Annotated in this window: 19 protein-coding genes, 1 other RNA gene and 1 pseudogene (1 of these 21 running past the window's edge); 17 read left to right on the forward strand and 4 right to left on the reverse strand. The window is 48.0% G+C overall.

Annotation, left to right across the window (positions count from 1 at the left end; genetic code table 11):
- Positions 1-7 precede the first annotated feature (7 nt).
- Genes AB9H23_RS00670 through mtnA form a run of 6 tightly spaced genes read left to right on the forward strand, consistent with a single transcriptional unit; the run spans position 8 to position 4,429 of the window.
- A complete protein-coding gene (locus AB9H23_RS00670; protein ID WP_048176400.1) occupies positions 8-379 on the forward strand; it encodes a DUF2111 domain-containing protein in 372 nt (123 codons plus the stop codon).
- A complete protein-coding gene (locus AB9H23_RS00675) occupies positions 376-822 on the forward strand; it encodes a methanogenesis marker 5 protein (RefSeq protein ID WP_048176402.1) in 447 nt (148 codons plus the stop codon). Before AB9H23_RS00670 ends, AB9H23_RS00675 begins: the two co-directional genes overlap by 4 nt.
- Positions 815-2,053, forward strand: a complete 1,239-nt coding sequence (locus AB9H23_RS00680) for a methanogenesis marker 15 protein (RefSeq protein ID WP_048176404.1) — start codon at positions 815-817, stop codon at positions 2,051-2,053. Before AB9H23_RS00675 ends, AB9H23_RS00680 begins: the two co-directional genes overlap by 8 nt.
- 1 nt (position 2,054) lies before the next feature.
- Complete coding sequence (locus AB9H23_RS00685; RefSeq protein ID WP_052457437.1) at positions 2,055-2,612, forward strand: methanogenesis marker 17 protein; 558 nt, start codon at positions 2,055-2,057, stop codon at positions 2,610-2,612.
- A 4-nt stretch (positions 2,613-2,616) separates the two neighbouring features.
- On the forward strand, positions 2,617-3,483 hold the full coding sequence (gene nifB / locus AB9H23_RS00690; protein ID WP_048176406.1) for a FeMo cofactor biosynthesis protein NifB: 867 nt from the start codon (positions 2,617-2,619) through the stop codon (positions 3,481-3,483).
- Positions 3,484-3,499: 16 nt separating this feature from the next.
- Positions 3,500-4,429, forward strand: a complete 930-nt coding sequence (gene mtnA / locus AB9H23_RS00695) for an S-methyl-5-thioribose-1-phosphate isomerase (protein ID WP_321211644.1) — start codon at positions 3,500-3,502, stop codon at positions 4,427-4,429.
- 44 nt (positions 4,430-4,473) lie between these two features.
- On the opposite strand, the gene AB9H23_RS00700 is transcribed toward mtnA, so the two are convergent.
- Positions 4,474-5,490 carry a class I SAM-dependent methyltransferase family protein gene (locus AB9H23_RS00700; RefSeq protein ID WP_321211645.1) on the reverse strand — a complete coding sequence of 339 codons (1,017 nt, stop codon included), beginning with the start codon at positions 5,488-5,490 and terminating at the stop codon, positions 4,474-4,476.
- 87 nt (positions 5,491-5,577) lie between these two features.
- Between AB9H23_RS00700 and dph5 the strand changes: the two genes are divergently transcribed.
- Complete coding sequence (dph5, locus tag AB9H23_RS00705) at positions 5,578-6,372, forward strand: diphthine synthase (RefSeq protein ID WP_370004967.1); 795 nt, start codon at positions 5,578-5,580, stop codon at positions 6,370-6,372.
- Here the strand turns inward: dph5 and AB9H23_RS00710 are convergent, their stop codons facing one another.
- Positions 6,373-6,570: a hypothetical protein gene (locus tag AB9H23_RS00710; RefSeq protein WP_013295273.1), complete on the reverse strand. Its 198-nt coding sequence runs from the start codon at positions 6,568-6,570 to the stop codon at positions 6,373-6,375.
- 298 nt (positions 6,571-6,868) lie between these two features.
- Between AB9H23_RS00710 and AB9H23_RS00715 the strand changes: the two are divergent.
- Positions 6,869-7,246 (forward strand): annotated as a pseudogene (locus AB9H23_RS00715) (class I SAM-dependent methyltransferase); the annotation flags it as partial.
- 62 nt (positions 7,247-7,308) lie between these two features.
- Positions 7,309-7,383, forward strand: a complete 75-nt coding sequence (locus AB9H23_RS00720) for a hypothetical protein (RefSeq protein WP_369798279.1) — start codon at positions 7,309-7,311, stop codon at positions 7,381-7,383.
- On the opposite strand, the gene AB9H23_RS00725 is transcribed toward AB9H23_RS00720, so the two are convergent.
- Positions 7,377-8,114 (reverse strand): archaeosine tRNA-ribosyltransferase, encoded by a 738-nt coding sequence (locus AB9H23_RS00725; RefSeq protein ID WP_321211647.1) that lies wholly within the window; start codon positions 8,112-8,114, stop codon positions 7,377-7,379. The two genes, AB9H23_RS00720 and AB9H23_RS00725, sit on opposite strands and share 7 nt — an antisense overlap.
- 227 nt (positions 8,115-8,341) lie before the next feature.
- On the opposite strand from AB9H23_RS00725, the gene hdrC reads away from it, so the two are divergent.
- From hdrC to AB9H23_RS00760, 7 genes are read left to right on the forward strand one after another with little or no spacing between them, the layout of a single operon-like run.
- Positions 8,342-9,295 carry a CoB--CoM heterodisulfide reductase subunit C gene (gene hdrC / locus AB9H23_RS00730; protein ID WP_370004970.1) on the forward strand — a complete coding sequence of 318 codons (954 nt, stop codon included), beginning with the start codon at positions 8,342-8,344 and terminating at the stop codon, positions 9,293-9,295.
- Positions 9,296-9,307: 12 nt separating this feature from the next.
- Complete coding sequence (gene hdrB, locus AB9H23_RS00735; protein ID WP_048176418.1) at positions 9,308-10,216, forward strand: CoB--CoM heterodisulfide reductase subunit B; 909 nt, start codon at positions 9,308-9,310, stop codon at positions 10,214-10,216.
- Between the two features lie 58 nt (positions 10,217-10,274).
- Complete coding sequence (locus AB9H23_RS00740) at positions 10,275-10,541, forward strand: DUF749 domain-containing protein (protein WP_013295278.1); 267 nt, start codon at positions 10,275-10,277, stop codon at positions 10,539-10,541.
- Positions 10,538-11,062, forward strand: coding sequence for a DUF2096 domain-containing protein (locus AB9H23_RS00745; RefSeq protein ID WP_048176420.1), 525 nt, complete (start codon positions 10,538-10,540; stop codon positions 11,060-11,062). The genes AB9H23_RS00740 and AB9H23_RS00745 overlap by 4 nt, the downstream gene beginning before the upstream one ends.
- A gap of 18 nt (positions 11,063-11,080) precedes the next feature.
- Positions 11,081-11,752, forward strand: coding sequence for a metallophosphoesterase (locus AB9H23_RS00750; RefSeq protein WP_370004973.1), 672 nt, complete (start codon positions 11,081-11,083; stop codon positions 11,750-11,752).
- Positions 11,753-11,804: 52 nt separating this feature from the next.
- Complete coding sequence (locus AB9H23_RS00755; protein ID WP_048176423.1) at positions 11,805-12,725, forward strand: 2-phosphoglycerate kinase; 921 nt, start codon at positions 11,805-11,807, stop codon at positions 12,723-12,725.
- A 19-nt stretch (positions 12,726-12,744) separates the two neighbouring features.
- Positions 12,745-13,113 carry a CBS domain-containing protein gene (locus AB9H23_RS00760; RefSeq protein ID WP_321212126.1) on the forward strand — a complete coding sequence of 123 codons (369 nt, stop codon included), beginning with the start codon at positions 12,745-12,747 and terminating at the stop codon, positions 13,111-13,113.
- Positions 13,114-13,116: 3 nt separating this feature from the next.
- On the opposite strand, the gene AB9H23_RS00765 is transcribed toward AB9H23_RS00760, so the two are convergent.
- Positions 13,117-14,073 carry an anion permease gene (locus tag AB9H23_RS00765; protein WP_370004975.1) on the reverse strand — a complete coding sequence of 319 codons (957 nt, stop codon included), beginning with the start codon at positions 14,071-14,073 and terminating at the stop codon, positions 13,117-13,119.
- Between the two features lie 164 nt (positions 14,074-14,237).
- Here AB9H23_RS00765 and ffs point away from each other — a divergent pair.
- An RNA gene (gene ffs, locus AB9H23_RS00770) (signal recognition particle sRNA) lies at positions 14,238-14,338 on the forward strand; it runs 215 nt beyond the window's last position.

The following is a 14,338-nucleotide window of genomic DNA, read 5'->3' on the forward strand; positions in this document are numbered from 1 at the left end:
GATTGAAATGAAAATAACTTCATCATCCACTGGAGAGGAACTCAAGGAACTTGGAATGTGTATACATGAACTTGTAAGTCGTCTTCCCCTCACAATAAGGAGCCGGGAAGCAAAGGGTCTTCGAATAGAGGACGGCAAGGTGATCGATGACAGCTACACAGGACCCGTACTTGAAAAGGTCCTTGAATCAGGTGAGATAGCAAGGGAGACACCTGAGAGGGGACCCTACAAGGGAATACCCGTGGTCGTGGTACCCCTGAAGGAGAATGGCGAGGTACTCTGTGCGGTGGGAATCGTTGATGCCACAAAGGGCCTCTTCACAGACATGGTTGAAATAGCCAGAAGACCCCAGGAGGGAGACAGGGGGGAATTCTATTGAAGATAGCGATATTTCCACCAAATTCACTTATACTTGCAGATCTTGTTGAAAGAAGGGGACATGAACCCCTTGTAATCCAGAAAGAAATCAGGGAGAAGGTTACAGACCCTGAAATCGATTCACCACCCTTCAACATAACCGAGGAGGACCCGATAAGGGGCCTGAAGTACGCGGCAATAGAGGTTCCCTCAGGTGTAAGGGGGAGAATGGCAATCCTAGGGCCCCTCATAGAGGAGGCGGATGCCGCCATAATAATGGAGGAAGCCCCCTTTGGTTTTGGATGCATAGGATGCGCAAGGACCAATGAACTCTGCGTATTCCAGCTCAGGAAGAAGGGCATACCCACACTTGAACTGAAATACCCCACAACAAGGGAAGAGACAATAGATGTGGTTAACAGGATAAACAAATTCCTGGACGAACTGGAGGCTCAAAATGGTTAAAATAGCCCAGATTTCATGTGGAACCGACTACAGCGGTGTTCAGAAGGAAATTGAAAAGGCAGCGAGGACTTTTGGGGCCGAAATAGTGATCCCCGAGGCGGACCTTGACTACATAGACGAGGCCTATGAAAAATTTGGGTTCAACTGTGCCAGTTCAAGCATAAAACTCATGATAGCAAGGGCAATGTCAATCGTTGAGGGCAAAACAGATGCCGACGCGGTTTTCATAGCAACCTGCTTCAGGTGTGCAGAGGGGGCCCTTGTAAGGAACGAGATAAGGAGGTTCATACAGCAGAACACAAGGCTTCCTGTTGTAACCTACTCATTCACAGAGAGAACAAAGGCCGATGAACTGTTCATACGTATGGAGGCGCTCTCAACAATAGTGGCAAGGAAAAGCATACTTGCAAGGGAGAAACAGGAGGGCCTAACCCTTGGAATCGATTCAGGTTCAACAACCACCAAGGTAGTGCTGATGGAGGATAACGAGGTTATAGGAACAGGATGGCTTCCCACAACAGATGTCCTTGGCTCCGCAGAGAAGGGCATAGAGGAGGCCCTCGCAGGTACAGGTTACACGCTGAAGGACCTGGATGGGATAGGAGTTACAGGTTACGGCAGGTTAACCATAGGGAAACATTACGGGGCCGACCTCATACAGGAGGAGCTCAGTGTGAACTCCAAGGGTGCAGTGTTCCTTGCAGACCACCAGAAGGGGGAGGCAACGGTCCTGGATATAGGTGGTATGGACAACAAGGTCATAACCGTCAACGATGGCATACCCGACAACTTCACCATGGGGGGTATCTGCGCCGGTGCATCAGGACGTTTCCTGGAGATAACAGCCAGGAGGCTTGGAGTGGAGATAGATGAACTTGGAAGCCTGGCAATGAAGGGGGACTACCGGAAGGCGATGCTCAACAGTTACTGCATAGTCTTTGGTATACAGGACCTTGTAACCGCACTTGCAGCGGGAGTTTCAAGGGAGGATGCAGCAGCCGCGGCATGCCACTCGGTGGCCGAACAGGTATATGAGCAGCAGCTCCAGGAGATAGATGTGAGGGAACCCCTCATACAGGTGGGTGGAACATCCCTTATAGAGGGCCTTGTTAAGGCGGTAAGTGATATCTTGGGTGGTATCGATGTCATCGTACCCCCATATTCACAGCACATAGGCGCAGTTGGAGCGGCCCTCCTTGTTTCTGGAATGAAAGACATCAGTGAGGGTTAAAATGGGGATAAATGTTGAGTGCTACGACCCTAGGGGTGCAGAGGTCTATGAGATAATAGCCCGCCAGGTTCTCCAGGATCTCCAGCTTGCAAGGGCAGTTGATGACCTGAGGATATGGGTTGATCCCAGGGAGCCGGTCTTCATCATAGTGGTTAAGACACAGAGGACCTCTGAGCCGATTTACCTTGAGGACATGGCTGAGATGGAGGTTGATAAGGCCACCGGAGCAGTCCACCTGAGGATAAGGGACGAGACGTACCTTCCACAGCTACTTGAAAGGCTCTGGGAGACACAGGGACGTGGAAGGGTACGGCAGCCATCCCGATTTGAGGTGGTGGTGGAGGACCCCATCTCTGATATCAGCGGAATGACGGTCCACGACCCCTCAATGAACCTGAGGAAGAGGGTCTACGATGCAATATTCCGTATAATACCAGAGGGATTCCGGGTTATAAGGGACCTTTCAGAGGATAACATAATAGCCCTTGTATGTACCGATGAGGTGCTCAGGGATGAATGGATTTTAAAGGCCAGGGAGATAATAGACGATATGAGGTGAAAACATGCCTGACCAGAGACAGACACGCTTTGCCCACATAACAAAGGCTCACCCTTGCTTCAATGAGAAACTGCACGACAGGGTTGGAAGGATCCACCTGCCCATCGCACCCCGCTGCAATATTCACTGCAAGTTCTGCACAAGGGATATCAGTGAATGCGAAAACCGGCCAGGGGTCACTGCAAGGATCATGACAGCCGAGGATGCAGTAAAGCACGTTGAGAAGGTTAAGAACGAGATGCCCATAAGTGTAATAGGGGTCGCAGGACCCGGCGATGCCCTTGCAAATGAGGAGACCTTCGAGTTCTTCAAAAAGGCCAGCAAGAAGTTCCCGGACCTCCTAAAATGCCTCAGCACCAATGGCCTGCTCCTTCCAGATAAGGCTGATGAACTGGCAGAAATTGGTGTTAACACAGTCACAGTAACCGTGAACGCCATTGACCCTGACATAGGTGAGAAGATATACTCCTTTGTTATCTACAAGGATAAGGTCTACCATGGAAGGGAGGCCTTCGAGGTTCTCTCAAGGAACCAGCTTGAGGGTATAGAGAAACTTGCAGAGAAGGGTATCATTGTTAAGGTCAACAGTGTACTCATACCCGGCCTCAACGATGAACACATAGTCGACATTGCAAGGGAGGTTAAAAAGAGGGGAGCCTCCCTCATGAACGTTATACCACTCATACCGATGGGTGAGATGAAGGACTACCCACGGCCAACCTGTGAGGAGATCGAGAGGGTCAGGAACGAGGTTGAAAAGATAATACCCGTGTTCAGGGCATGCACACAGTGCAGGGCAGACGCCTACGGCATTCCAGGCAAAAAGGGCGCCGACAAGCACCTTGACATGACACCAGCGAGCCACTACTGAAAATCCCGTGATAACCATGAAGACACTGGAATGGAAGGACAACCGGCTCATCCTTATAGACCAGAGAAAACTTCCCGATTCACTGGAGTACTTTCAGTGTGAAAACTACCGGGACGTCATATACGCAATAAAAAACATGGTTGTAAGGGGCGCCCCGGCCATTGGGGTAACAGCAGCGTTTGGAGTCGCCCTGGCAGACCTTGCAGGCGAGGATGCTGAAAGAGCTGCAGAGGAGATAAAGTCGTCAAGGCCAACCGCAGTGAACCTTTTCTGGGCAGTGGACCGTGTAATGAAATCCGGGTCCCCACTTGACGAGGCCCTGAAGATCTACAGGGAGGATATGGAGACCAACAGGGCCATAGGGGCTCACGGGGCCAGCATAATCCATGATGGAGATACAATCTTAACCCACTGCAATGCAGGCGCCCTTGCCTGTGTTGACTATGGCACGGCCCTGGGTGTTGTGAGGGCCGCCAGGGATCAGGGAAAGAATGTGACTGTTATATGTGATGAGACAAGGCCAGTGGGACAGGGCGCCCGTTTGAGTGTCTGGGAGATGCAGCAGGAGGGCATACCTGTTAAACTGATAGCGGACGTTGCAGCAGGGTACCTCATGCAGAGGGGAATGATAGATAAGGTTATAATAGGCGCTGACCGTGTGGCAGAGGGCGGCGTGGCAAACAAGATAGGGTCACTCATGGTTGCACTCTCAGCAAAACGGTTCAATGTACCATTTTACGTTGCAGCGCCCCTCAGCACCTTTGACAGGGAAAATTCAATTTATGATGTTGAGATAGAGGAGAGGAGTCCCGAAGAGGTCCTCTATTATGGCGGCTGCAGAATAGCCCCGGAAAATACCGGGGTCATCAACCCTGCATTTGACATAGTACCCTCTGATCTTATAGACGGCATCATAACAGAGGAGGGTATAGTGGATCCATTGTGATTTCAGCTCTTAGGTTGGTTGGCGTGTTCTTACTGCGTCTGATCTCACCTCTTTTTTATTCTTGCGTCGATACCGATATGCCATACACCTGGACTCCTTGACTTCACCCTTCTCCTATCCAGGATCTCCACTTTGAATGGTGCCGCGGCGTCCCTCAGGCGTTTCACAGGGGTTTCGAAGTCCCTTGAAAACTCATAGTAGTGTATGATGCCCCCATCCCTGACTGCCCGGATGGCGTCATCAAGAAATTCGCAGGCAGTTCCCGGGAGATTCATGATCACATGGTCTACAAAGCACTCCTTATCCTTCAGGAACTCCCTCACATCACCCTCAACAGGGACTATGATATCCTCTGCACGGTTCAGGTGGGCATTTTCTCTGATGTAACCGACGGCAGCGGGGTTTATGTCAACAGCGTATATCCTGGATGCCTTCCCATGCCTTGCAACTGCAACTGCAAAGGGCCCGGCACCTGCAAACATGTCAAGGACAACCTCCCCCTCCTTCACCTGCCTGGCAACGATTTCCCTCTCATTGGCAAGGCGGGGGCTGAAGTACACACTCCTTATATCAACCTTTATACGGCTCCCGTACTCCCTATGGACGGTTTCAGATACAGGAGAACCTGAGATGAGTTCAAGGTCCCTGGTCCTTGTAACACCCTTCACCCCACTCCTCTTCATGTACACGGCACTCCGCCCCGTGAATTTAAGGGCGGCCTCACCTATTGCATGCCTGTAGTCATGGAGCTCCTCGGGTATTTCAAGGATAACGATATCCCCTATTATATCAAAGGACCGTCTGATGGATGCAAGCACGTCCTCGGGGATCCTGGATTTCAGCATATCAGTAAAACTTCTCGGGGAGCGTTTACTTCTCTCAAAAACATCATCGATGACCTCAACATCATCAAATTCCCCTGCAACCCCGGTGTCGATCACCGGTATGTAAACATGGCTTTCATTCCTCTTTATCCTGTAATCCCTGTTAAGGAGAGACCTCTCAGTTAAAATCCTGATTATGTCATTGGCCTTTTTCTTTGGAACCTTTAAACCCTTCATGGTGAACTTCCTGTTAAAGTTTAAGCCACTTATATACTGGTTTTTCTGAAACATTATATAACGTTATGATTTATGAGAGGGTGTGAGATGCTTTACATAATTGGACTTGGACTTTACGATGAAAATGATATATCAGTTAAGGGTCTGAAGGCCTTAAAGGCCTGCAGCAGGGTTTACGCTGAATTTTACACCGCAATCCTTCAGGGTGCCAGTTTATCTGCAATTGAGGAGTTAACCGGTAAAGATATAGATATACTGCGCAGAGAGGAAATTGAGGAGGAAAGGGTACCACTTCTTGAGGCAGAAAAATCCGATGTGGCACTCCTTGTCCCGGGGGACCCCCTCATTGCGACCACCCATACGGAACTGATCCTGGACGCAAGGAGGAGGGGCATAGAGACAAGGGTCATTCATGCATCATCCATAATATCCGCTGCACCGGGCCTTGCAGGGCTGCAGGCCTACAAGTTCGGGAGGATAATCACAGTACCCTTCACATCAGAAAATTACTTCCCAACATCCCCCTACGTTAATATAAAGGATAACCTTGAGAGGGATTCCCATTCACTGGTGCTCCTGGATATAGAGGCCCATAAAAGGAGGTACATGACTGCAAATGAGGGCCTTGAATACCTGCTGAGGGCATCAGAGAAACTTGGTGATGACACAATCAATGAAAAAACCCTGGCTGTTGTGATTGCAAGGGCCGGCTCTGAAAGGCCCCTTGTGAGGGCCGATGCAATATCCTCACTTCTTAAGGAGGACTTTGGGGATCCACTTCACTGTCTTGTTGTCCCGGCCGGACTCCACTTCATCGAGGCCGAGTACCTTGTTGAGGTTGCAGGTGCGCCCCGTTCCATTGTGGAGGCTATGATAATCTGATTACCTTAGGAGGTATTCGCACTTTTCAACGTTCTGCAGGGGTATTATTATCTCCCTTTTACCGAACTCCCTCTCAGAGAAGCTCACCAGTATAAAGCACTTCTCCTTATCAACCTTTATATTTTCCACCCCAAACTCCCCCCTCTTGAAGTGGTGTACCGTGCCATTTGTCATGGTGAGCTCCATCTTTTCTATCATATTAAGACACCATTTAATAATTCTCTCCGGGCACCTATTTATAAATGCCCTCAGGGATCTGAACATCACTTTTTAAAGCACTGTAATGATGCTCTTCATTGGCGATCCAGTTTGATCATGTGTTGGTTAAAGCACTGTAATGACCTGCAAAATCAAGGGTTAAGATCCACCAGGGAGATCGTGAAAATTTTTATCATATAAAAAAGAGATACAGCATGGTGTTAACATGGCCCGTAAAATCCATGTCGATGGGGGTAAATCGACAAGGGACCTCATAGATGCTAAAAAGCTCATTGAGATGCTTCCACTGAAGGCAGGGGACACTTTTCTTGATGCTGGCTGTGGTGATGGCTTTATTTCACTTGAAGCAGCATCTGCTGTTGGTGATGAGGGAAGGGTCATCGCGGTTGATGTATACCCAGAATCGGTTGCGATCCTGAGGTCCAGAATATGCAGAAGGAGTAACATACTACCCCTGGTTGCAGATATAACCCATAGACTGCCGGTTCCTGATAGAACAGTTGACATTTACTTCATGGCCAACGTTTTCCATGGGATAGTGGTCAACGGCGAGGTTGAACCACTGATGGCCGAGGTCAAAAGACTCCTCAGCAGGAGTGGAAGGCTGGTGGTGGTTGATTTTAAAAAGGTAGAGGGAACCCCTGGACCGCACATGGAGTTAAGGCTGTCGGAGGATGAGGTCACGGAGATCCTTGAAGACCATGGGTTCGTTGTGGAATCTGTGGGGGATGCAGGAACCTACCATTATATTATAATAGCGGTGCCGCGTCACTGAAAACCCCCTATCAGTAGAGGGGGGTGTACTTCTGGAGGAATTCCTGCATTTCATGGTCCAGTACTCTGAGTGCAGACATGTTCTGGGGCGAAGAGGCGGCACGCTCCTCGACGAGGTTTCTCAGTGTACCGTTCTTTATGTGTTCACGGACCTCCCGCAGCACCAGATCAAGTGTCAGCCTGTTCCTTTCAATCAGTTCATCTGTACTGTAACTGCAGATCCTGTAGGTGTCCAGGGGATAGGTATGGGTCTCAGTGAATAAAACGTTGATCATACCATAGAACTCTGCAGCGGCGTCTGAGAACACATCCACACCCATATACGCGAGGAGGGGGATGAAGGCCGGGGGGGAGAATGTTGAACACAGCATGGTCTCAGGTTTTATGGCCTCACGTATTTCAGTCAGAATCCGAACCATCTCCATGGGTCTCTGGAGCAGTTCATCCATATTTGCCACTATGAGTTTCCTGAAACCAATCTCCTCAAGTTCAAGGGCGCATCTTACTCTGAGGTCAGTATAGCGGGATCCATGTATGAATGCGTATTCTGCATCAGATTCAGAGGCCATCTCCAGGGTTTCAGTGACACCCCACTCTGCGATTTCCCGGGGTACATTGTGCGGGATTGTTTCATATGGGGCGATATCCATCTTTTCATATCTAACAAGCAGGGGAGTTTCAGAATCTCCGAGAAGACCCAGCCTTGCGGGTCCGTCATGTAATTTTATCTGATATTCAGTCTTGCTCATTGCTTACACCGTCTGTTACTTAATTGGGTCAGGGATTACTTAACCATTGCAGTCTTGCTCAGGGTGCAGTCTGTCACTTACCGGTATCCTGGGATACGATCCTCAGGTGTCACCTTAAAGGTTACACATCGGCAAATTTTAGGAATCTTTATATACCCATAAAAATCACAGTCTAATAAGAAAAATCTGAGGTTTGCTAACCAGGGATCTTTCAGGGTGTGAAAACAATGTCAGTTCTAAAACGCCTAAAAGAAATGTTGATGGGTGAGAAGAAGGAAGAGGACAGTAAAACAGAGGAGCCAGAGAAAACAGAGACCCCAGCAGAGTCCACCAAACAGGAAGAAAAACCTCAACCTCAAGAAAAACCTTCAGATGAACCCTCCATATCTGCAGAAACAGAAAAACCAGAGGAAACTCAAAAGGTCGAAGAACCTGAGGTGGCCTCTGAGGAAGCATCAGCTGAAGAACCCGAAACTGCAGATGTTGAGGAGGATGAATCTGAAGAACCTGCCGAAACCTCCCATGAGGATGAGGAGGTAGTTGAGGATGAAGACTCTTCGGAGGATTCTGATTCTGAAGAAGAATCAGAGGAGGAAGAGGATAAAAGCGAAAGGAGTGATATAATGACCCTACTGCAGAGAGAGGAAAACATAATCAGAAAGGGTAATATTGACAAGGAGTTCTCTGAAAAAATAAAGGCCGCAGGCGGTGACAGTCTGGAATACTGTTTCCAGTGCGGTACATGCACAGGATCCTGCCCATCTGGAAGAAGAACCCCTTACAGGGTAAGACAGATAATAAGGAAGGCAAATGTTGGATTAAAGGATGAAATAATCTCAGATCCAACCCTCTGGATGTGTACAACATGTTACTCCTGCCAGGAAAGGTGCCCACGTAAGGTCAGAATCGTGGATGTTGTGAAACTTGCAAGGAACGAAGCAGCCAAAGCAGGATTCATGGCACCAGCACACAAGGCAGTTGGATCATTCGTTATAAAAACAGGTCACGGAGTACCAATCAACGACGCAACAATGGAGCTTCGAAAGGCTGTTGGCCTTGGAGAACTACCACCAACAACACACCAGTTCCCTGAAGCACTTGAAGAGGTTCAGAAAATCATCAAGGCAACAGGCTTTGACCAGTTAATAGGCTACAACTGGGAAACAGGTGAACTTGAATAAGGAGGCATGCAAATGGAAATCGCATACTTTTTAGGATGTATCATGAACAACAGGTACCCTGGAATTGAAAAGGCAACAAGGGTTCTATTCGATAAACTTGGAATCGAACTGAAGGACATGGAAGGGGCATCCTGCTGTCCAGCACCAGGAGTATTCGGTTCATTCGATAAAACAACATGGGCCGCAATAGCAGCAAGGAACATAACAATCGCCGAGGACATGGGCGCAGACATCATGACCGAATGTAACGGATGCTTCGGTTCACTCTTCGAGACAAACCACCTCCTCAAGGAAGACGAGGAGATGAAGGCAAAAATCAATGAAATCCTCAAAGAAGCCGGAAGGGAATACAAGGGAGAAATCAACGTCAGACACTTTGCTGAGGTCCTCTACAACGAGGTTGGTCTGGACAAACTTGCCGAAATAGTTGAGAAGCCCCTCAACCTCAATGTTGCAGTGCACTACGGATGCCACTTCCTCAAACCAAGCGACGAGATAAACATAGACAACCCTGAAAGGCCAACGATACTGGATGAAATTGTTGAGGTAACCGGTGCGAAATCAGTTGAATACAAGGACAAGATGATGTGCTGCGGTGCCGGTGGTGGAGTGAGATCAAGGGACCTGGACGTTGCACTCGACTTCACAAGGGAAAAACTCACAAACATGAAGGAAGCCGGTGTTGACGCAATAGTAAACGTCTGCCCATTCTGCCACCTCCAGTTTGACGTTGGTCAGATGGAGATAAAGGACAAGTTCGGCGAGGAATTCAACATACCGGTACTTCACCTCGCACAGCTACTTGGACTTGCAATGGGTCTTCCAAAAGAGGACCTTGTGGTTGACGCCCACCAGGTATGCGTCGACGAGTGCCTTGAAAAGCTCGAGGAACTCGACCGCCTTGCACCTGGAAGCGGTTAAGACCACAAATTAATTATTTTTTTCCAGGGATTCAAAATCCCAAAAGTGAGGTGTTTTTTTGTTTATAGCTACTTTAAAGGGAATATTTACTTTGAAGGATCTTCCAGAAGAATTCAAACCCTTTGTGGACTACAAGGCAGGCCTTGAGAAGAAGGAATTATCCGATGACGACGAGGTGGCCATACTATCCATCCAGGGCACACAGAGCAACCATGTGCTCATTCTCAGCTCCTACAGTAACGTTGAGGAGATCCGAAAGGAACTTGAAGAAGCGGGTGCAAAGATAAACCACACAACCCTAAAAATTCTGGAAGGACATCTATGACACTCCCTGTTGAACAGACATGGTTCGTGCTTGTTGAACTCCTGACAGACCTTCGAAAGAAGGATGTTGATGTCCCAGTGGAAATTACAGAGGACATAAGGCTTGTGAGGACATCAATCAACTTCTATAAATCAGATACAGAGAACCCTGAGATGATCAGGGAGCTTAAGAGAATAAACGACATGCTCAACTCAATCCAGGAGAAACTCCTTGAACTTGCAGAGTCAGTTGCCCCTGATTACCCTGACGAATGGATTGAAAAATTAAAGAGGGCCTCAAGGGGTGAGGAGGTCCACAAACCCCCCGAAACAAAGTCAAGGTTTATTGTCGGAGCCCCACCGGGATTTGCAGCTGCAAGGGTGCACCTTAAGGAACCAATAGCCGAGGACAGGGTTCAGGATATTGCCGAAACCCACAGCCTTATAATTGAATTTGAAGAAGACGATCTTATAGCCGTTTATGGCGATTCAGAGGACATAAAAAAGGGTTTAAAGGAAATAGGCTCCTTCTTCAGGGAATAATATGGAGTGTGATTTTTCATGAAAATCCTCGCTGTAAGTGATCTTCATGGTTCAAACATACCTGAACTTCACAGGTTTATAATGGATAACCGCGTTGACCTCATTGTTGTGGCAGGTGACATAACACACTTCGGGCCGGCGGAACTCGTTGAGGAGCTCCTCAATGACCTGGCATCCCACAACATCCCTGTTGTTGCCGTACCAGGGAACTGCGATCCCCATGGGGCTGTGGCTAAAATAGAAAACTCAAAGGCCGTGAATATACATGGAAGATCCATTAACATCAAGGATATTGCCATATGCGGCCTCGGGGGTTCAAACCCAACACCATTCAACACACCCCTTGAACTGGAGGAGGATGAGATAAAAGCGGAACTGGACGACCTCATGGAAAGGTCTGGTGAAGGAGATGTTCTTATTCTTGTAACCCATGCACCACCACATGGAACATCACTTGATAGAATTCCATCCGGGGACAATGTTGGAAGCAGGGGTGTGAGGGATGTTATAGAAAGACACCAGCCCTGCCTGAACATCTGTGGCCACATCCACGAGTCCCCGGGAGTGGACCGTATAGGTGAAACCATCGTGGTCAACCCGGGACAGCTTTCAGATGGCAGAGCAGCCCTCATTGAAATTGAAGATGATGGATCCATAACTGCTGAAATTTTAAATCTCAGGTCCAGTTAAATATATAAAAACTGGATTTCAGATTATGACAAGTTCTTTTTGAGGTGAGACCATGATCATGGTTCAGGGAGAAGTAAGCGGAAAAAAATACACGGAGCCCTTCTCCAAGGGCGTTCTGGCACGTTCACTGACCAGGGCAGAGATGGACCCTAACAAGGCATACACATTTGCTTCCAGAATTGAGGCTCACCTTAAAAAGAATAAGGTCGATGTCATAACAATAGAGGAACTCGTTGATGTGGTCTCAGAGCACCTGAAAAGGGAGGATCCTGAGGTAGCAGAGAAGTACATGCTCTGGAGACGAATAAGGCAGTGCAAGGAACCCCTGATAATACTCATAGGGGGGGCCTCCGGGGTTGGAACATCTTCAATTGCCTTTGAGGTTGCAAACCGCCTTGGCATAAGGAACATGATAAGCACCGACATGATAAGGGAGGTAATGCGTAAAATAGTCTCCAGGGAACTTCTCCCGTCCATCTATGAATCAAGCTACACAGCGTACCAGTCCCTCAGAATACCCCCACCACCAGAACTTGACGAGGTTCTCATTGGATTCAGGGATCACGTGGACACTGTGAGCATCGGCGTGGAGGCTGTAATTGAGAGGGCCCTCACAGAGGGTATAAGCATAGTGATTGAGGGCGTGCATATAGTCCCCGGATTTATAAGGGATGACCTCATAAACAAGGAAAATGTTGCAATGTTTGTCCTCACGGTTTCAGATGAGAACGTCCATAAGGGGAGGTTCTATTCACGTTGCAGACAGATGTGGGCCAGAAGACCACTTAAAAGGTATATAAGTTACTTCTGGGCAATAAGAAGAATCCACAGATACATTGAGAGCCAGGCAAAGAAACACAATGTGCCTGTTATTGAGAATATAGATGTTGTAACCACGATAGACTCAATTATAAAATCACTGACAAAAACCAGTGTTAAGGGAGGAGAGAAAGGTGCTGAAAAAACTGAATGAAGTTAAGGTTAAGGATGTAATGACAACGAATGTTATAACAGTTGAACCATCTGAAGATGTGGTTTTTGCATTTGAGAAACTGATGAAGCACAGGATAAGTGCTCTCCCTGTCCTTGAGGAGGGTAAACTTGTTGGAATCGTAACCGCCTCAGACCTTGGTCACAACCTGATACTTGACAACTATGAACTTGGCACAACAGTCGGGGAGGTCATGGTGAGGGATGTTGCCACGGTGGCCCCTGATGAGACACTTGCTGACGCCATTGAGAAGATGAATGACTACTCATCGGATGAGGGAATAATAAATCAGCTTGTTGTCATGTCCGATGGTGAGATGGTGGGGATAATTGCGGATGGGGACATTATAAGGGCCCTCAAAAGCCTTTAATGTTCATATAAAGCCTGTGATAGTATAAATTGCAGCTGATAGGATGATGCATGTGGGTATCGTAACTATCCAGGTGTATGCTATGTGCCTTATCACGTCATACTCGACTGTTGATGTCCCATGTGCAATCCCAACACCTATCACCGATCCAACAAGGGTCTGTGTTGGCGATACAGGCATACCATAACCCAGAAAGAGGTAAACGATAAGTGCCGCTGATAGCTGGGCTGCAAAGCCCCTGCTTGGTGTGAGGTCTGTTATTCTTCTTCCAATTGTTTCTGTCACCCTGCTGCCAGCCAGCAGAATTCCTGAGGCAAGCCCAAGAGCCCCCAGTATTCTGATCCAGTACCCGCCATCATAACCCGTCGCAAATATAACACCCGTTGCAACTGCTATATCAACAGCCCCAAGGTTAAGGGCTGAAAACGAGGAACTCAGTATCTGTAGATATGAAAATACCTTTTCGAGCCTGTCCCTCATACCCATACCCTGAAGCGGTTTTATTAAAACCCTTCTGATGGATCTGTAGATTACAAATCCTGTGAGAAAACCTGCAACCGGTGACATAATCCAGCTTAAAACTATGAAGCCAACAACGTCTGTTCTCATGTTCTGAATGCCGATGCTTGCTATTCCGGCACCAATAACTGAACTTACAATGGCATCGGAACCTGAAATGGGTATCTTTTTTATGATGGTGAAGGTTATCCAGATTGATGATGTTAATGTTATAACAAGGGCTGTTCTGGGGCTAAGGAGCCCCTGGGGGATTATTCCTTCACTTATTGTTTTTATGACGCTCCCACCAAGGAACAGCGCCCCAACTGATACAAAAAATCCCCCCAGCAAGAGGGCCTTTTTCATCCTGAGAGAACCACTCCCAACAGCAGTACCCACAGAGTTACCTATATCGTTTGCAGCAATGTTGAAGGCCATGTAGAGGCTCAGAATGAGACTCATTGCTATCAGCGCATCCATGGAATTAATATGGAATGTTACCTTAATTAGTTTACCAGTGCACTCCGCGCCCTGTATAAATGTAATGACGATAGCATCTCATTAAAGGGAGCCAGGGCAATGATATGTCCATAGAAACATTAAAATACTACTTAGTATAATGGATACAATGGGCTAGACCGGAGGGTTAGGGGTCCTCTGTAAGCGCAAATCCCCTATACGGCGCGGTCGAAGTTCAGGGGACGGCTGATCGACTGTTTATCGGCCC

This window comes from Methanothermobacter sp. KEPCO 2 (genome assembly GCF_041228365.1).
In the GTDB taxonomy this organism is placed as follows: domain Archaea; phylum Methanobacteriota; class Methanobacteria; order Methanobacteriales; family Methanothermobacteraceae; genus Methanothermobacter; species Methanothermobacter marburgensis.